This window comes from Methylomonas aurea, assembly GCF_024505045.1.
In the GTDB taxonomy this organism is placed as follows: Bacteria; Pseudomonadota; Gammaproteobacteria; order Methylococcales; family Methylomonadaceae; genus Methylomonas; species Methylomonas aurea.
Map to the genome: position 1 here is coordinate 80,023 of NZ_JANIBM010000015.1, position 16,846 is coordinate 96,868.

At 59.1% G+C, this 16,846-nt stretch carries 17 protein-coding genes; 14 read left to right on the top strand and 3 right to left on the bottom strand.

The window, feature by feature from the left end; translation table 11 throughout:
- Nucleotides 1–447: 447 nt before the first annotated feature.
- From grxD to NP603_RS13415, 7 genes are all read left to right on the top strand, one after another.
- Complete coding sequence (gene grxD, locus NP603_RS13385) at nt 448–1,065, top strand: Grx4 family monothiol glutaredoxin (RefSeq protein ID WP_256611392.1); 618 nt, start codon at nt 448–450, stop codon at nt 1,063–1,065.
- 26 nt (nt 1,066–1,091) lie between these two features.
- Nucleotides 1,092–1,622: a flavodoxin gene (locus NP603_RS13390; protein ID WP_256611393.1), complete on the top strand. Its 531-nt coding sequence runs from the start codon at nt 1,092–1,094 to the stop codon at nt 1,620–1,622.
- Between the two features lie 12 nt (nt 1,623–1,634).
- A complete protein-coding gene (locus NP603_RS13395) occupies nt 1,635–2,078 on the top strand; it encodes a SoxR reducing system RseC family protein (protein WP_256611395.1) in 444 nt (147 codons plus the stop codon).
- 253 nt (nt 2,079–2,331) lie between these two features.
- Nucleotides 2,332–2,643: a hypothetical protein gene (locus NP603_RS13400; protein WP_256611396.1), complete on the top strand. Its 312-nt coding sequence runs from the start codon at nt 2,332–2,334 to the stop codon at nt 2,641–2,643.
- Between the two features lie 150 nt (nt 2,644–2,793).
- Entirely contained in the window at nt 2,794–3,480 is a 687-nt protein-coding gene (gene modB / locus NP603_RS13405; protein WP_256611397.1) for a molybdate ABC transporter permease subunit, read from the top strand.
- Nucleotides 3,477–4,559: a molybdenum ABC transporter ATP-binding protein gene (gene modC, locus NP603_RS13410; RefSeq protein ID WP_256611398.1), complete on the top strand. Its 1,083-nt coding sequence runs from the start codon at nt 3,477–3,479 to the stop codon at nt 4,557–4,559. The genes modB and modC overlap by 4 nt, the downstream gene beginning before the upstream one ends.
- A 101-nt stretch (nt 4,560–4,660) precedes the next feature.
- Nucleotides 4,661–6,337, top strand: a complete 1,677-nt coding sequence (locus NP603_RS13415; RefSeq protein WP_256611399.1) for an FHA domain-containing protein — start codon at nt 4,661–4,663, stop codon at nt 6,335–6,337.
- A gap of 40 nt (nt 6,338–6,377) precedes the next feature.
- Here NP603_RS13415 and NP603_RS13420 read toward each other — a convergent pair whose 3' ends face one another.
- From NP603_RS13420 to NP603_RS13430, 3 genes are all read right to left on the bottom strand, one after another.
- Nucleotides 6,378–7,232 (bottom strand): SIR2 family protein, encoded by an 855-nt coding sequence (locus NP603_RS13420; protein ID WP_256611400.1) that lies wholly within the window; start codon nt 7,230–7,232, stop codon nt 6,378–6,380.
- 211 nt (nt 7,233–7,443) lie between these two features.
- Nucleotides 7,444–9,411, bottom strand: a complete 1,968-nt coding sequence (locus NP603_RS13425; RefSeq protein WP_256611401.1) for a methyl-accepting chemotaxis protein — start codon at nt 9,409–9,411, stop codon at nt 7,444–7,446.
- 773 nt (nt 9,412–10,184) lie between these two features.
- The gene (locus NP603_RS13430) at nt 10,185–10,718 is read right to left on the bottom strand and encodes a hypothetical protein (protein ID WP_256611402.1); all 534 of its coding nucleotides are present in this window, start codon (nt 10,716–10,718) and stop codon (nt 10,185–10,187) included.
- 137 nt (nt 10,719–10,855) lie between these two features.
- Between NP603_RS13430 and NP603_RS13435 the strand changes: the two genes are divergently transcribed.
- From NP603_RS13435 to NP603_RS13465, 7 genes are all read left to right on the top strand, one after another.
- A complete protein-coding gene (locus tag NP603_RS13435) occupies nt 10,856–11,338 on the top strand; it encodes a YajQ family cyclic di-GMP-binding protein (RefSeq protein WP_256611403.1) in 483 nt (160 codons plus the stop codon).
- Between the two features lie 19 nt (nt 11,339–11,357).
- Complete coding sequence (locus NP603_RS13440; protein WP_256611404.1) at nt 11,358–12,011, top strand: thioredoxin domain-containing protein; 654 nt, start codon at nt 11,358–11,360, stop codon at nt 12,009–12,011.
- A 48-nt stretch (nt 12,012–12,059) separates the two neighbouring features.
- Nucleotides 12,060–13,565 (top strand): helicase HerA-like domain-containing protein, encoded by a 1,506-nt coding sequence (locus NP603_RS13445; RefSeq protein WP_256611405.1) that lies wholly within the window; start codon nt 12,060–12,062, stop codon nt 13,563–13,565.
- 80 nt (nt 13,566–13,645) lie between these two features.
- Complete coding sequence (locus NP603_RS13450; RefSeq protein ID WP_256611406.1) at nt 13,646–14,020, top strand: VOC family protein; 375 nt, start codon at nt 13,646–13,648, stop codon at nt 14,018–14,020.
- Between the two features lie 18 nt (nt 14,021–14,038).
- Nucleotides 14,039–14,725: a helix-turn-helix transcriptional regulator gene (locus NP603_RS13455; protein ID WP_256611407.1), complete on the top strand. Its 687-nt coding sequence runs from the start codon at nt 14,039–14,041 to the stop codon at nt 14,723–14,725.
- 116 nt (nt 14,726–14,841) lie between these two features.
- Complete coding sequence (locus NP603_RS13460) at nt 14,842–16,260, top strand: phosphomannomutase (protein ID WP_256611408.1); 1,419 nt, start codon at nt 14,842–14,844, stop codon at nt 16,258–16,260.
- Between the two features lie 97 nt (nt 16,261–16,357).
- Complete coding sequence (locus tag NP603_RS13465) at nt 16,358–16,804, top strand: hypothetical protein (RefSeq protein ID WP_256611409.1); 447 nt, start codon at nt 16,358–16,360, stop codon at nt 16,802–16,804.
- Nucleotides 16,805–16,846 lie beyond the last annotated feature (42 nt).

Genomic DNA, 16,846 nt, shown 5'->3' on the forward strand with positions numbered 1-16,846 from the left:
CCAACGGTGCTGTGTCGCTGTCGCGACGGATGGTTTGTAAGTCGGTTCGCGGACCGACAGCCGCGATACTTTCTTTTGCTCCGCCAAAAGAAAGTATCCAAAGACAAATCTGCCGGGAGCAGATTTGGACGCCAACGGCGCACGAAGTGCGAGTGCCTGGATGGCACGAGTCAGCAGGCGGCCCGGATGCCGCTTATTCCCTGCGCTCCGAAGCTTTTGAACGGGGTTGCCTAAAGGGGCTTCCCAGCCCCTGCAGGCAACGCGCCGCATCCCTGCGGCGCCCCTGGTGGGCTGATCCGTCCAAAAGCTTCGGTGCTCGGCGCGACATAAGGGAGGGGAGTCTGCGTGGTAATGCGTTTGTAGGATGGGTTGAACAGCGTGAAGCCCATCGATCGCGTTCGTTAAGATTCAGGGATTGCCAAAATTTAGTTAATAGAGAAAACCACTATGAGCGTCAAAGAAAAAATCCTGCAACAGCTCGCCGAGAACCCGGTGATTATTTACATGAAAGGCGTGCCCAGCGCGCCCGAGTGCGGGTTTTCCGCCAAGGCGGTGGGGATTCTGAACGAAACCAAGATTCCTTACGCCTACGTCAATGTACTGCAATCGCCGTTCATCCGCGAGAAATTGCCGTCGATTTCGCGATGGCCGACTTTTCCGCAATTGTTCGTCAAAGGCGAACTGGTCGGCGGGGCCGATATTGTCGAAGCGATGCATAACGACGGCAGCCTGTTAACTTTGCTGCAAACCGCCGTTCAACCCGCCGCCGGAGCAGAACCGAGCCAGACCATCACCCATTCCGAAGTGGAAGCGCTGATCCTGGCCGAATATCCCGGCGCGACCGTCGCGATCGACGGCGTCGGCTGCGACTTGAGCATCAGCGTGGTCAGCGAGGTCTTCGCCGGCCAAAGCATGATCAAACAACACCAGGGCGTCATGGCAACGCTGAGCGAGCCGCTGGCGACCGGCCGGCTGCATGCTGTGACCCTGAAAACCCATACCCCGGCCGAATGGGCCGCACAACAACCGGCTGCCAACCCCGGTTTGTTGCAGATTCAGCTTTAATTTTTGGATAACACGGAGTAAGCACTATGGCAAAAGTAGGCATTTTCTTTGGCACCGACACCGGCAATACCCGCAAATTCGCGAAGGCGATCGCCACCAAACTGGGCGATAAGGCCGACAAGCCGGTCAACATCAATAAAGCCAGCGTCGACGATTTATTGGCCTATGACGTGTTGATCGTCGGCTCGCCGACCTATGGCGAGGGCGAATTGCCGGGTTTGAGCGCCGGCCACGACAACGAGAGCTGGGAAGAATTTCTGCCGACCCTGGCCGGCGCCGACTTCTCCGGTAAAACCGTCGCGCTTTACGGGCTGGGCGACCAGGAAGGTTATCCCGGCCATTTCGTCGACGCGCTGGGCTTTTTGTACGACGCCTTCGCCGATGCCGGCGCCACCATCGTCGGCATGACCAGTCCGGAAGGCTACAATTTCAAAAAATCCAAAGCCTTGCTGGGCGACCAGTTCGTCGGTTTGGCCTTGGACGAAGACAACCAGAAGGAACTCAGCGAAGGCCGGCTCAACGCCTGGCTGGAGTCGATTTCCTCGGCCTGGGCCTAAGCCGAGTCCGCCATGATCGAGGAAACGGCCGTCGTCACCCGTGTCGGTGCGGACGGCCGGGCCTGGATCAAAAGCCTGCAAAGCAATGCTTGCGGCGGCTGTATGCAACAGCAGTCCTGCGGCACTGCGACGCTGGCGAAAATCCTGCCCAAGCGCGAATTTGCGGTTGACTGCGATATCACGCTGCAAGCCGGAGACCGGGTCGTCGTCGCGATCGACGACGGCCAGTTGCTGCTGACTTCCCTGGTCTTGTATTTGTTACCGCTACTGTTCATGCTCGGCGGCGTCGGCTTGGCCCAGGCTTTTTTGCCGTCGCCCCAAAATGCCGACTATCTTCCCGAAATCGCGCTAACCAGCCTGTTGGCCGGTTTTGCCTTGATCCACCGCTGCCAAAACCTGTTGCTGTTGCAGCTCTGCTTCAAACCGCAGATCGTGAAAAAACTGCCCGCCGCATAAGGCCTTTGTTGTCGGATCGGCAACAATCTCCAGGTTTTGGTGTCGGCTTGTCGTAAATCCCCACCTGTAAAATCCGCCGCCAATTCCGGCCCGGCCGGCAAACCCGTATTAGACCTTGCTTTTCGTAAGGTATATATCTATGGCATTGATATTGCAGATAAATGATCGAAAACCGCTAGGCTTTCAGAAGGCGACAGGCGAGTGCCAGCGCCTGCCGCCATTGTGTTTATGGCGATATCTTCGAGGTGATGAGATGAGCGAAGTTGTACTGGTTGGTTTGATCATGGTGATCGTCGCGGCATGCGCCTTTGCACCGTTGGGTTGTTTTTTGTCGGCTTACGCCAAAGCGAAACAGGCCGATGCCGATTTGGCGCCGGCCGACAACGGCGTGGCTAAGCCCATGCTGCCGGAGGATTCTATCCTCAGACGGCATTTCCTAGCGCAATTGCAAAGCGAAATCGAGGCGGCACTGTTTCCGCGGCCGACCGATTCCATGTTGCAACGTCATTACGATAGTCTGGTGGCGGCCAAGGTCGAGAGCCGGTTGCAGGCTCTGGGCAAGTAAACTGCCTTAATTCGGCGTCGGTGCCGGCGCCTAGTGCGTTTCCGGCACCGGCGCCCTTGTCCTCGTTACGGGAAGGCGGCAGTATTTTCTGGCGTTTTGACCTGAGCTTTGGCGAGAATAGATCCCATCCTGATTTCAGTCTTCCGAAAAATGCCCAATTCTTCTGATTATGCCGCGCTGTGGCTGACGTTTAAGGTCGCCGGTCTGGCGACGCTACTGTTGTTGTTGCTGGGTACGCCGCTCGCCTGGTGGCTGGCGCGCAGTGCTTCGCGCTGGAAAGGCGTCGTCAACAGTATCGTGGCCTTGCCGTTGGTGTTGCCGCCCACCGTACTGGGGTTTTATCTGCTGGTGTTGATGGGGCCGGCCGGCATTGTCGGTAAATTTACCCAATGGCTGGGGATCGGCACCCTGCCGTTCAGTTTCGGCGGCTTGGTCGCCGCGTCGGTGTTGTATTCGCTGCCGTTCGTGGTGCAGCCGTTGCAGAACACTTTCGTCGCAATCGGTAACGGGCCGTTGGAAGCCGCCGCGACTGTCGGCGCCGGACCGTTAGACCGGTTTTTCTCGGTGGCGTTGCCGCTGGCCAAGTCCGGATTTGCGACGGCCGGCATACTCGGTTTTACCCATACCGTCGGCGAATTCGGCGTGGTGTTGATGGTCGGCGGCAACATCCCGGACAAGACCCGGGTGGTGTCGGTGCAGATCTACAATCACGTCGAGGCGCTGGAATACAGCCAAGCCCATTGGCTGTCCGGCGGTTTATTGATTTTTTCGTTCCTGGTGTTGTTAGCGTTGTACTCCAGCAAACATGTTCAGCCCTTGAATCGGGCCGCCAAATGAGCGCCTCCGAATTGAAAGCCCGCTTCAAATTGAACTACGGCGAGTTCGATCTGGACCTGGATTTAAGCTTGCCGGTTGCTGGCGTGACGGTGTTTTACGGCCATTCCGGGTCGGGTAAAACCACGTTGCTGCGCTGTATCGCCGGCCTGGAACACGCGCCGTACGGTTATCTGCGCATCGGCGATACCCTGTGGCAGGACAGCGAGCGTGGCGTGTTTCTGCCGACCCACCGGCGCAATCTGGGTTACGTGTTTCAGGACGCCAATTTATTCCCGCATCTGAGCGTGCGCGCCAATCTGGATTACGCGGTCCGGCGCATGCGCTGCCGGGAACGCAAAATTTCGCTGCAGCAGGCGATCGAACTATTGGCAATTGCGCCGTTGCTGGCACGCATGCCGGAACGCCTGTCCGGCGGCGAGCGGCAACGGGTGGCGATCGCCCGCGCCTTGGCAGCCAGTCCGGATATCCTGTTGATGGACGAACCGCTGGCGGCGTTGGACGAAGAACGCAAACAAGAGTTTTTACCTTATCTGACCGGGTTGCAGCAAAACCTGCGGATTCCGATTCTGTACGTCACCCATTCCCGGCACGAGGTCAATCGTCTGGCCGACCATTTGCTGGTGATGGCGGCCGGCAAAGCCGTGGCCTGCGGACCGCTGGCCGAGACTTTGACCCGGCTGGACGGGCCGCTGGCGGCGGACCGGATGGCGGCCAGCGTCTGGCAGGGCCGGTTAGTGAGCCATGAAGCCGACTACCATCTCAGTCATGCCGAATTTGCCGGCGGCAATCTCAGTCTGCCCTACCTGGACGCCAAGCCGGGCAGCCCGGTGCGGATCAGAATTTATGCGCGCGACGTCAGCATCGCGCTGCAACCGCCGCAGGCCTCCAGCATTCTCAATGTGTTGCCGGCCGAAGTGCGCGCGGTCGCCGATCTGGGCCAGGGCCAAAGCGTGGTGCAATTGGCGGCCGGCGGCGAAATTCTGCTGTCGCATATCACGCAAAAATCGGCAGCTTTGTTGAAATTGGCGCCGGGAATGCCGGTGTTTGCCCAAATCAAAGGCACCTCGATCGTCGGTTGATTCGGCGTCAGGGCCCGTAACCTCGTAGCGGGCGCTGTGTTGGCTGCAGAAATCGGCTACTCTTTGCCGGAATTTTCGACGACGGCGGTCATGAGGTAGCGATGGAAGACGATAAAACCGTACTGATGAGTGCGAAGCCGGGGGCCGCACAGGCCGATCCGGACCGGACTTTGCTGGTCGGCGCCAGCAGGCTGGCCGCCAGTGTGTTGGACGCGTCCGGCCGCGCCGTTGCCGATTTTACCTTTGCCAAGGATTTTCGCGTCGGCCGGTCCGCCGACAACGACGTGGTGATTCAGGACCCGTCGGTGAGCCGGCAGCATTGCGAAATCAAATTCAGCGGCGGAGCCTGGTGGCTGTTTGACCTCAACAGCAGCCACGGCGTCTTTCTGGAGGGGCTGCGGGTTCCGGGCAAGGTCAAATTGGCTTTGCCGGCGACGATAGGCTTCGGTCCGGCGCCGTTTGCTTTGAAACTGAGCGACCCCGCCGCCCAGCAAAAGCCCATATTGCCGCAACCCGGCGCCGCAGCAATCGCCCAAGTCGAGCCGCAACCGGCGCAGCATGGCCAATCCCGCCCGCAATTGACCCCCGAGCAAATCAAAAACCGGCTGTTGTCGGAGCAGGAGTCGGAAGACATGGGCGATTACACCCGGATGGTGCGCGGTTTCATCCGCGAGGACCGGACCGTCCGCACCAAAAGCTACAAAAAATGGATCTGGTCTCTGGCCGGGTTGTTGGTGCTGGTGGCCGGTTTGGCGGTGTATCAGCGGTTTGCGCTGGACAACGCCCGGACGCTGGCGATCAATATGTTCTACGACATCAAAACGCTGGAAGTCAGCCTGTCGCAAGCCGACATTCGGCTGGAGCAGAGCGCGGAGACCTTGGCGCAAACCCTGGCCGCGGTCAACGACGAAAAAATGCGGGTGTCGCAGGAAAGGATCAAGGAAGAGCAATTGCGGATCCAACAGGAAAAGAAACGCCTAGCTGAAGAGCGTGAGCGCTTGAAGGCGATGAAAGTCAAATACCAGGCCTATCTGCAACAGATCGATTTTCTGCGGCTGAGTTTTCCGAGCGACGAGGAGTACGAGCGGGAACTGGTGACGCGGGTGGCGCGCGGTTTCGGCGAAAGCGAGCTGGAGGTACCGGAAGAGTTTGTGACTAAGGTCAAGCAGTACATCGACAACTGGAAAAACAGCTCCCGCCTGCAACTGGCGATTCGTAACCTGGAAACCAACCAATATGCGCCTATCGTATTGAGCGAACTGGAAAAGGAAGGCTTGCCGGCTTACTTCCTCTATCTGCCGCTACAGGAAAGCAATTACGACAGCAAAGCCGTTGGTCCGGAAACCCGCTTCGGCATTGCCAAGGGTGCCTGGCAGTTTCTGGCGAGCACCGGCCAGGAATACGGCTTGGTGCCGGGGCCGTTGGCCAATACCCGCGATTACGACGAGCAGGACGCCCGTTTCGACTTCAACCAGGCGACCCGCGCCGGTGCCAAGTACTTGAAGTACATCTACGGTACCCAGGCGCAGGCTTCCGGCTTGTTGGTGATGGCCAGTTATAACTACGGCCACAACAAAGTGCGCAGCATGGTGGAAAACATGCCGGACAATCCGCGCGACAAGAACTTCTGGAAATTCATTCAACAATACGAGATCCCGGCCGAAACCTACGATTATGTGTTTTACATCGTCTCCGCGGCCGTGATCGGCGAAGACCCGAAACATTTCGGCTTCGATTTCAAACCGCCGTTGCTGGCGGCGATGCCGGTACCCGGCTAGCGGCGCTGGTCGAGCGGCGCCGCTAGCTCCGAATTGGCGATCAGGCGGCGACGGCCGCGGCTTGCACCGATTGCAGGAAGTCTTGGACGTCGGCGTTGATCAGTTCGAAGCCCATCCGTTCGCTGAAGCGTTTTTCCTTGTCGGTCGGATTTTTGCGCAAAAACCAGCCTTTCGGTTCTGTCGCACCGTAAACGATGTCGCTCATCACCATCCGCTCCGAGTCGCGGTTCAGCGGCAAACCGATCAACAAGTATTTTTTGCCTTTACGGTATTCCTTCAGAAAATCCGGAATCGCAAAGCCGCCCATCAATTCGGTAATGTAATCGACGTAATCGGCATCCGAGGCGATATAGTTGGCTTCAGGTTTCGGCGTGCCCATCGGCTTGAACAGGATCGGCAGGTTTTTGTCGACTTGGTCCTGGCTGATTTCGAAATAGCTGCTGCCGTCGTAGTGGTAGATTCGGAAACGGAACGCGGTGCCGATGATGCGGGCGACGCCGACGATCAGGGTGTGTTCCTCGTCGGCGTAACTGTCCTGCAACTGGGTGTCGCGGTTGATGTCGACCACGTATTTAGGCCGCCATTCCTGCAGCCAGTCGTGCAGCGCGGCGCGGGTGTATTGCGCCTCACCGTAGGTTTTATCGAGAAATTGAGTCAGAAAGTTGCGGCCGCGTTTCAATTCCTGGTTCATCGCCGCGCGCGGAAATTCGTACATCAGTTTGGGAGCCATCGGCTTGCCGCCGTTCATCGCCAGAATCAGACTGTCGCTGTCGGCCGGCATGGGTTCGCGCGTCAACTTGTTTTGGGCGTCGAACAAGACGCCCGGCCCCAGATACGGAATGACTTGGTTGTCGTACAAGCCGCTTAAAATTTCGGAAAACACACTGTTGGACATGTCGCGCCCCATCAAGGATAGTAAAGGATACTGGGGGAAAGCAAAATTCAATCCAATTTTTCCGGTTTGGCGGCAGGCCTTGTCCGGCGCGGCTTTCAGCTGCTATCGGCCAGGAAGGCTACGGCAACAACCGCATAAATAGCAGTGAATTTGTCGGACATGCGACAAATCCGGTTTCCGGAAATCGTCGTGGCGGGCAAAGCCGGAGGCGTCAACCGATACTGAATTGGGCGATTAAATCGCGCAGATTGCGGTTGATGCCGGTGATGGCCGATGCGCTGGCCTTGTTGTTTTGCGCTTCGCGGCTGGTTTGCCGCGCCAATTCCGCGGTCTGGTTGAAACTGGTGGCGATACGTTCGCTGGCTTGGGATTGCTGTAGCGAGGTCTCGGCGATGATTCGGCTTTGTTGCAATATGCTGGCCACCGAGTCTTTGATGCCGGCAAACACTTGGCCGACTTGTTCGACGGCAGCGGCGGTGTTTTTGGCGGCGCTTTGTTGGCCGTCCATCAATCCCACCGTGTCGGCGGTGGCGGCATTCAGCTTCTCGACCAGGGTGCGGATTTGCCCGGCCGAAACCGCCGTTTGTGCCGCCAGCTTGCGCACTTCGTCGGCCACCACCGCGAAGCCTCGGCCGTGCTGGCCGGCCCTGGCCGCCTCGATAGCCGCATTCAAGGCCAGCAGATTGATTTGTTCGTTAAAACCTTGAATCACATCCAGCACGTTGCCGATGCCCGCCGCATCGCGTTGCAAGCGCTCCAATGCGCGGCCGGTGGCCTCATTGCTGCGGTCCAGCGTTTCGATTTGCTCCCGGGTATGTTGCATCGTCGACAGGCCGCGGTCGATCAAATCCCGCGCCGATGCCGTCACGCTTTGCGAATGGGCGGCATGGTCGGCAACGCTGGCAAACGAACGGTGTAGTTCGGTCATCTGGCGGGCGCCGTTCTCGGTGGCGAGGCGTTGGTCGGCGATAATGGTTTCCAGGCTTGCGGCAACCTGCAGGATATTTTGGCCGTGCCGGTTCAGCTCGGACGATTCCTGGTTGATGTTGCGGATCAGTCGTTCGAAGTAATCGTGCAGTTTCAGCAGCGAATCTTTCAGCAGGTTTATCTCGGCGATCCGGCTGCTTAAGTCGACCGAACCGCGCAGATTGCCGTGGGCCAAACGGTCGACATGGCCGCTGATATAGCCGATAACCTTGGCAAGATGGCGTTTCAGATAAATCATCAAGCCACTGATTGCGACCAGCACGGCGGTACACAAACCGACGATTCCGTACAGCACGCGCTCATAGGCCTGGTATTCGGCGGAAATTTCGCCGCGCAATCCGTCCAGGCGTTGTTGCAGCGCATGCATTTGCTGTTCCGCCTGGTCCTGCCCGGCTTTTTTCTGTGCGATCAACTGGCTGGCGTTGGCCAGTTCTTTGTCGTAGCGCTTCGCCAGTGCGGCGATTTCGGCCGCCGGTTCGACGGCGATATCCTCCGCCGGCCGTTCTGTTCCGGCCAGCGCCAAACCGAAATCTGCTTCATCGGCGGCTTGCGGCTTCAATAAACCCAGCAATGGCAGGCGTTGGATGCGTTCCGTTACGGCGATGAGCTGCTGCAGGTAGTGGCGTACGTTGTCCGGCGAGCTGTTGCCGCGGCTAGAAAAATAACTTTGCCTGGCTCGCGACAGCGACAGCAAAGCCGTTTGCGCCTGGCCCAGCGTCACCCAGTAAAACTGTTTGGCGTGGTATTCGGCCGGCGCCCGCTCGGCGTAATCGAGCAAGGTTTGCAGATGGCCGGCGAGCTGTTGTTCGTTATTGACCAACAACAGTTGCGGGTCGGCCAGCTTGCCGGCGGCGGCCAATTCGGCGATCACCGATTCCTGCACCTTGCGGAGCAGGTCCAGAAGCGGCGCTTTCAGATGGGCGGCGACCGTTGGGTTGGCTTCGACATCGTTAACGGTCTGGCGGACGTTGTGGTCTATCGCGGTCAGCAGCGTGGCGTCGCCGGTAGCCAAATAGGCAAAGATCGGCTGGCTGACCTGCAGGTAAAAGCCGTTTTGCTGTTGTCCGAAATATTCCACGGTCGAAAAGGCTTGGTTTAAATGGCGCAACGCGGAGACTACGGCAACAGTGAAGCCGCTGAGGGTAAGGATTAACAGCAGGCTAACGATCTTGGTAATTCGGCTGATGTTCATGGGCGAAAATAGCAATCGGTAATTTGGAAAATACTTGGCGGTTTAACGGACAGCAGCCGGCCTCAGACTTTGAAACGAATTGACTATGCCTTTAACTTGGCGGACAGATTGGCCAACAGTTTGGCGGTGCCCCGAAACCGCAATGGCCGGATTGTGCTCGGCGCTGCTTTGCGCGAGTCTCCGCGCCAGTGCGGATCTTGTCTGCGGTTGTCAGAACCTTATGCTTGAACCGGTCTGCCCGGTAACGGCCGATGCAATCCATAACGGCAAAGCCACCTATTGCCACCGCTAAGATAAACGGCGGGCTGGCCTTGCTGTCGGTGTCCTTCATCGTTTCTGAGTCCTGATATGGTTGAGGCGCGTTGGGTTCGCGCGGTGGATGTTAAAACGGAATTGTGACAACTTTTTTACAGACTCGGGCCGGCGCTCTTTCGTTGGATAAATTGCCGGCTAGCCGGCAATTCCGGCAATAAATCCGCCGTGCGGGTTCGGGGTCTGGCCGCCGGATTCTGGCGTCTGGGCTAGGGAAATATTGCCTCCGAATCGGAATGCCGAAGGTCCCGGGGGGCGGAATCAACTTGGCAGGATTGTCTGGAATTGTTTCTGGGGACCTCTAAAAATTATCCATTCGTGCTTCGACAAACTCAGCACGAACGGATAATGCTCTAGCCTTTGGCGGCTGGAGCTTGCCAGCGATGGCAATGGATACCGGAGTGACAGCGATTAATGACAGCGATTGTTGCCGGCCGTTCGGACGATCCGGCCGACTCGAATCAATGCCAACCGCCGTACTGGGTGGTCGGGTCGCCGCGGAAACCCGAGGTGGTCTTGTTGGCGTCGGGCACGTGCGCGGTTTCTTCCGCCGCTCTGACCATGTTGCCATGGCTGTAGCCGCCCATGGCCTTGGCCTGTTTGGCTATGGCGGTCGTGGTCGGGTTGATGTCGTATTTGCTGGAGTCGGGATGGATGATCACGCTGACCAGTTCGTCGGCGCCCGCGCCGTAACTTAAAATCAGCGGCAACGGCGTATTGGCCGGCACTGGTAACTCGAACCGCGGGCTGTTGTTCAATTCGGTGCTGGCGATCAATTTGCCGGCTTCGGAGCGCAATTTGACCTCGCCGGATTTGATTGGACCGCTGTTGTTGCTGACCGCACCGGTCAGGCTGGCCGCCCGTAAAACTTGGGTGCCGGCCGGCTTGGCGACGATGGTCTTGGGTTGCTCCTGGCCGCAGCCGGCCAGCAAAGCGCCGCTCAACAGCGCCAGCGCCGCGACCGGAAAAATCAGGTGTTTGGGGTGTGTTTTCATGGGGTTCTCCTCCGTTGCCGGCTAAAGATACCCGTTTCGCCGATGGCCGACAAGGCCGCGCCCTTGCTCAGATTGCAGTTGAATAATGCCGGTAACGCCGTTATATTGCCTGGCTTTTATACTTGTAAATCAATGCTATGCCATCATTCGACATCGTTTCCGAACTCGATAGCCACGAAGTGACCAACGCCGTGGACCAAGCCAACAAGGAAGTCTCGACCCGTTTCGACTTCAAGGGCTCCAATGCCAATTTCGAACAGACCGACGACGGCATTATGATGAAAGCCGAATCGACCTTCCAATTGCAGCAAATGCTGCCGATTCTGTACGCCAAGATGAGCAAGCGCGGCATCGACATTTCGGCGCTGGAGAGCGGAAAAATCACCGACACCGGCAAGACCGCCAGCCAGACCATTGCCTTGAAGCAAGGCATCGGCAGCGACCTGGCGAAGAAAATCGTCAAACTGATCAAAGACAAAAAAATGAAAGTGCAGGCCGCGATCAACGGCGACAAGGTGCGTGTGACCGGCAAGAAAAGGGACGATCTGCAGGAAGTGATCCAGATGCTGCGCACTGAGGATCTGGAACAACCGCTGCAATTCAACAATTTCCGGGATTGATCCCGGCCGGCAGACCGTGGTGGAAGCGCGCATCGGCCATCCGGCACCGCCGCTGGCAATCGGCGAATGGCTGCAAGGCCGGCCGACACCACTGGCCGATCTGGCCGGACGCGTGGTGCTGGTGGCGGTATTCCAGGTCAATTGCCCTGGCTGCTTTTTGCATTGCCTGCCGCGGGCCGAGGATTTGCATTGGCGCTACCAGGACTATGGCTTGACCGTGTTGGGCCTGGCTACCGCGTTCGAGGATTTCGACAAAAACACGGTCGGCAATTTACGTTTGTTGCTGGACAGCGGCCGCGTGATCGGCGAAACCGAAAAGCTGCTGAAGCAGCATGCGTTTCTCAAAGGCGAGCGGCTGCCGTATTCCTTGAGTTTTCCGGTGGCGATGGATCGGCTGGTGCCGCAATCGGCGGATAATCTCGAAGTCGAGATCGACGCATTCGTCGCCCGACAATTGCCGGATTTTGAGAGTCGCCCGCCGGCGGAACGCCAAGTTATCCGCACCCGCCTGCGGGCCTATTTCGCGCAACGGCCGTTCCGTCCGGAAACCTTCGAGCGCTATCGGCTGCAAGGCACGCCGTCGTATCTGTTGATCGATAGGACCGGCATCCTGCGTGCTAGCCGCTTCGGTGCCTACGACGAGCTGGAAACCGATCTGACCGGCCTGCTCTAAAACTCGCCGGCGTTGGCCGGCTTTCTCCAACCCCCAAGGATATTTTCGATGACCGAACCGCTGCTGATCGCCAAATCCGCCACTGCCGAGTTGCACTTGTTGCCGGCCATGGCCAATCGCCACGGCTTGATTGCCGGCGCCACCGGTACCGGCAAGACCATAACGTTGCAAACGCTGGCCGAGGCCTTTTCCGAGATCGGCGTGCCGGTATTCATGGCCGACGTCAAAGGCGATCTGTCCGGCCTGAGCCGGCCGGGTGGCGGCAACGCCAAAGTCGACGCGCGTCTGGCCGAACTGGGTTTGCCGGAATTGCAGTCCGCGGCCGCGCCGGTGCTGTTTTGGGACGTGTTCGGCGAGAAAGGCCATCCGTTGCGTTCGACCGTGTCGGAGATGGGGCCGTTGCTGCTGGCGCGGATGCTGAATCTGAACGAGGTGCAGAGCGGGGTGTTGACCGCTGCCTTCAAAATCGCCGACGACAACGGCTGGCTGCTGCTGGATTTGAAAGACCTGAAAACAATGTTGCAGTACGCCTCTGAACATGCGTCCGAGCTGGCCGGCGAGTACGGCAGTATCTCGGCGGCCAGCGTCGGTGCGATTCAGCGCGGCTTGCTGCAACTGGAACACGAAGGCGGCGAAAAACTGTTCGGCGAGCCGGCGCTGGATTTCAACGATCTGCTGCAAACCGAAGGCGGCCGCGGCGTAATCAACATTCTGGCCGCCGATACCCTCTACAACTCGCCGCGGGTTTACGCCACCTTGTTGCTGTGGCTATTGTCGGAGTTGTTCGAAAATCTGCCGGAAGCCGGCGATCTGGACCAACCGAAGCTGGTGTTCTTCTTCGACGAGGCGCATTTGCTGTTCAACGACGCCCCGGCTGCGCTGTTGCAAAAAATCGAACAGGTGGTGCGCTTGATCCGTTCCAAAGGCGTCGGCGTCTATTTCGTCAGCCAGAATCCGCTGGATATTCCGGACGTGATTCTGGGCCAGCTCGGCAACCGGGTGCAGCATGCGTTGCGGGCCTTCACGCCGCGCGACCAAAAGGCGGTGAAGGCCGCTGCCGAAACCTTCAGAACTAACCCCAAGTTGGACGTCACCGCGGCAATCGGCGAACTGGGCGTCGGCGAGGCACTGGTATCTTTTCTGGAAGCCAAAGGCACACCGGCTATCGTCGAGCGGGCCCTGATCAAACCGCCGCGCTCGCGGATCGGGCCGGCCAGCGACGCCGAACGGCGGGAGACGATAGCGAACTCGGTGATCGCCGGCCATTACGAAAAACAAGTCGATAGGGAATCGGCTTACGAGATTCTGAAAGGCCGCGCCGAGCAAGCCGGGCCGGCCAGAGGTGGCGATACCGGCGGCAGCGGTTTCGATTGGGGCGAGGTGTTGATGGGCGGCGGGGCCGGTAAATCGACTTCCCGCCGCGGCCGACGAAGTTCGGCCGAAACCGTGCTGGAGGCTGCAGCTAAAAGCGCGGCGCGCAGCATCGGCCAGGAAGTCGGCAAGCAAATCATTCGCGGCGTGTTAGGTTCTTTGTTGGGCGGACGCCGCCGCTAGCGGCAAACATTGCTGACACCACGCTGTCAGGAGGGCTGTTTTAGGATGGCGGCTCTTTTAAACCAATGGAGGAATCCACCATGAATCAAAATATCGCAACCTGGTTCGAATTGCCTGCAACCGACCTCGGCCGCGCCCAGGATTTTTACCGTAGCGTCTTGGATACCAGTTTCAAGCTGGAGGACATGAGCGACATGCAATTGGCGATTTTCGAAGCCGAAGACGGTGCGGTTAGCGGCATGTTGGTGAAAAACGAGCACTATCAACCTTCGGCAACCGGAGCAGTGGTGTATTTCAACGGCGGCGAAGATCTGAGCCAACCTTTGGAGAAAGTCGAAGCCGCCGGCGGCAAGGTCTTGATGTCGAAAACGCCGATTCACGACGGCGAATGCGGTTACTTCGCGCTGGTGCTGGACAGCGAAGGCAATCGGGTCGGCTTGTATTCGCCGGCATAGTCCGAAGCGGCAGCCGCGATGCGCAGAGCCGACCGCCTGTTTCAGATCGTGCAGATTCTGCGCAATCGGCGGCTGGTCACGGCCAAGGCGCTGGCCGAGCGGCTGGAAGTGTCGGAACGCACGATTTACCGCGACATCCAGGTGTTGAGCCTGTCCGGGATTCCGATCGAAGGCGAAGCCGGCGTCGGTTATGCCTTGCGTCACAGTCTGGATATTCCGCCGTTGATGTTCAGCGCTGCCGAACTGGAGGCGTTGGTGGTCGGCGCCCGCATGGTCAAAACCTGGGCCGGTACCGAGCTGGGCCGGTCGGCGCAGTCGGTGTTGGACAAGGTCACGGCGGTGGTGCCGGCCGAATTGCGCGACCGTTTCGACCGTTCCAAATTGTTCGCGCTGCGGTTTTCGCCGCGCGAAGATTTGGACGTCACGATGGACATTTGCCGCCAAGCCCTGGACGCCAAGCGCGTGCTGCATCTGGATTACCGCCGCGGCGACGGCGAATTCAGCCAGCGCCGGATCCGGCCGCTGGGGCTGTATTTCTGGGGCAACGTCTGGACCCTGGTCGGCTGGTGCGAGTTGCGCGGCGATTTTCGCAATTTTCGCTTGGATCGCATCGAGCGCGCGCTGGTGCTGGACGAAACCTTCAGCGAAGACGCCGGCCAGACTTTACAAGACTTTATTCGCAGCATGCATTGCCAGCCGCAATGATTTTGTGGCCGCCGGCAAGAATCGGTTTGCCGAATTCCGGCTTTTATCTATCATGGCAGGTTAAGCGGCCGGCGCGGCCGCCATTTTCCTTCACCGTTTCAACCATTATCCCTACCATGACGACAATCAACATCCAACAAATGATGGCCGACAGCGGCGTCGCGTTCGGCACCAGCGGTGCGCGCGGCCTGGTCAGCCAGATGAGCGGCGAGGTCTGCGCCGCTTACACCTTGGCGTTCATTCAAGGCTTGAATCTCGCCCGCCGCGGCCAGCGCATTGCCTTGGGCATGGATCTGCGGCCGTCCAGCCCGGAGATTGCCCAAGCCTGCGTCGCCGGCATCCGTCAATCCGGTTGCGAGGTGGATTTTTGCGGGGTGTTGCCGACCCCGGCGCTGGCTCTGTATGCGCTGGTGGAAGGCATTCCGGCGATCATGGTCACCGGCAGCCACATTCCGTTCGACCGCAACGGCATCAAGTTTTATCGGGCCGACGGCGAAATCAGCAAGGCCGACGAGGCGGCGATGACCGGCGCGACGGTGGAGGTCGACTCGGTGACAGCCGAATTGCCGGCCGTCAATCCGGCGGCATTGGACCAGTATCGGCAGCGCTACAGCAAACTGTTTGCTAGAGATTTGCTGGCCGGCTGGCGGGTGGGGGTTTACGAACATTCCAGCGCCGCTCGCGATGTGTTGAAAGAGGTGCTGGCCGAACTGGGCGCCGAGGTAATTGGTTTGGAGCGTACCGATACCTTCGTGCCGATCGATACCGAAGCGGTCGGCGAGGCGGACAGGCAGCGCGGTCGTAACTGGGCCGCCGAATATAAACTGGATGCATTGATCTCCACCGACGGCGACGGCGACCGGCCGCTGATCGGCGACGAGCATGGCGAATGGCTGCGCGGCGACATCGTCGGCTTGCTGTGCGCCAAATTCCTGGGCGCCGATACTGTGGTCACACCGGTCAGTTGCAATAGCGCGATCGAAGCGTCGGGTTGGTTCAGGCAAGTGATACGCACCCGGATCGGTTCGCCGTACGTGATTGCCGGTATGGAACAGGTCGCGGCGGGCGGCGTGGCCGGCTTCGAGGCCAATGGCGGCTTTTTGGCCGGCAACGGTCTGAGCGTCGACGCTAAATCCTTGGCCGCGTTGCCTACCCGCGATTCGCTGCTGCCGGCGTTGGCACTATTGGCGATGGCGCGCGGGCAGGGCGTCAAATTATCCGGTCTGCTGCAAGGCTTGCCGCAACGGTTTACCGCCAGCGACCGGATTCAGGAGTTCCCGGTGGCCAACAGCCGAGCTCTATTGGACCGCTTGCAAGCCGACGACACCGCCTATCGCGGCCTGTGGGGCGATAGCCTGGGGGCGCCGGTTAACAAGGACACCACCGATGGCCTGCGCCTGACCTTCGCCAGCGGCGACATCGTCCATTTGCGGCCGTCCGGCAATGCCCCGGAATTGCGTTGCTACGCCGAGGCTGGCGACTCCGATCGGGCGCAAAGTCTGGTGGCGGAAACCTTGCGGCGGATTGCCGGCTAATTCCCGGCCAATCGTCGAAATGGCCTCAGTTAATTTGCGGTTAAGTTTCCATGGGGTATCGTAGATCCGCGATAACACATAACAGCAAGGAGACAACATGCAAAACAAAGCTATTTTAATCGGGTCGTTGCTATTGGCATCATCTGCGGCCTGCGCCGAAACCGGCGTTTTGGAAGGCGTGGCGAAACAGGCGGCAAAAGATACTGCGGCCGCGGTAGCGCCGGGCGCGGTACAACGGGCGGAGCAGGCCAACCAAGCCTTGGAACAGGCGCAGGAGGTCAAACAGGGTGTCGAAAATGCGCCCGGTGCATTGAAAAACCAGGCCCAGGAAACGGTGAAAGACGCGGCGCAGCAAAAGCTGGAGCAAGCGGTGCCGGCCGAAGTCAAACAGGGCGCGGAAACCGTTAAAGCCGGCAAGGAAGCCGCCGCGGATCTGAAAGGCAAAGCCGATGCCGCGCCGAAATCGGCCGGCGAAGCGGTCAAAGCCGCCAAAGGTAAGGCCAAGCAAAAAGCCGCCGCCAAAGCGCTGGATTTGCTGAAATAAATCCGGTTAAAGGGCGGCGGCCTGGCCGCCGCCCGCCATTTG

Bases quoted from the DNA above. Each gene is read 5' to 3' on its own strand.
- grxD (WP_256611392.1), top strand. From the start codon at position 448: ATGAGCGTCAAAGAAAAAATCCTGCAACAGCTCGCCGAGAACCCGGTG.
- NP603_RS13390 (WP_256611393.1), top strand. From the start codon at position 1,092: ATGGCAAAAGTAGGCATTTTCTTTGGCACCGACACCGGCAATACCCGC.
- NP603_RS13395 (WP_256611395.1), top strand. From the start codon at position 1,635: ATGATCGAGGAAACGGCCGTCGTCACCCGTGTCGGTGCGGACGGCCGG.
- NP603_RS13400 (WP_256611396.1), top strand. From the start codon at position 2,332: ATGAGCGAAGTTGTACTGGTTGGTTTGATCATGGTGATCGTCGCGGCA.
- modB (WP_256611397.1), top strand. From the start codon at position 2,794: ATGCCCAATTCTTCTGATTATGCCGCGCTGTGGCTGACGTTTAAGGTC.
- modC (WP_256611398.1), top strand. From the start codon at position 3,477: ATGAGCGCCTCCGAATTGAAAGCCCGCTTCAAATTGAACTACGGCGAG.
- NP603_RS13415 (WP_256611399.1), top strand. From the start codon at position 4,661: ATGGAAGACGATAAAACCGTACTGATGAGTGCGAAGCCGGGGGCCGCA.
- NP603_RS13420 (WP_256611400.1), bottom strand. From the start codon at position 7,232: ATGTCCAACAGTGTGTTTTCCGAAATTTTAAGCGGCTTGTACGACAAC.
- NP603_RS13425 (WP_256611401.1), bottom strand. From the start codon at position 9,411: ATGAACATCAGCCGAATTACCAAGATCGTTAGCCTGCTGTTAATCCTT.
- NP603_RS13430 (WP_256611402.1), bottom strand. From the start codon at position 10,718: ATGAAAACACACCCCAAACACCTGATTTTTCCGGTCGCGGCGCTGGCG.
- NP603_RS13435 (WP_256611403.1), top strand. From the start codon at position 10,856: ATGCCATCATTCGACATCGTTTCCGAACTCGATAGCCACGAAGTGACC.
- NP603_RS13445 (WP_256611405.1), top strand. From the start codon at position 12,060: ATGACCGAACCGCTGCTGATCGCCAAATCCGCCACTGCCGAGTTGCAC.
- NP603_RS13450 (WP_256611406.1), top strand. From the start codon at position 13,646: ATGAATCAAAATATCGCAACCTGGTTCGAATTGCCTGCAACCGACCTC.
- NP603_RS13455 (WP_256611407.1), top strand. From the start codon at position 14,039: ATGCGCAGAGCCGACCGCCTGTTTCAGATCGTGCAGATTCTGCGCAAT.
- NP603_RS13460 (WP_256611408.1), top strand. From the start codon at position 14,842: ATGACGACAATCAACATCCAACAAATGATGGCCGACAGCGGCGTCGCG.
- NP603_RS13465 (WP_256611409.1), top strand. From the start codon at position 16,358: ATGCAAAACAAAGCTATTTTAATCGGGTCGTTGCTATTGGCATCATCT.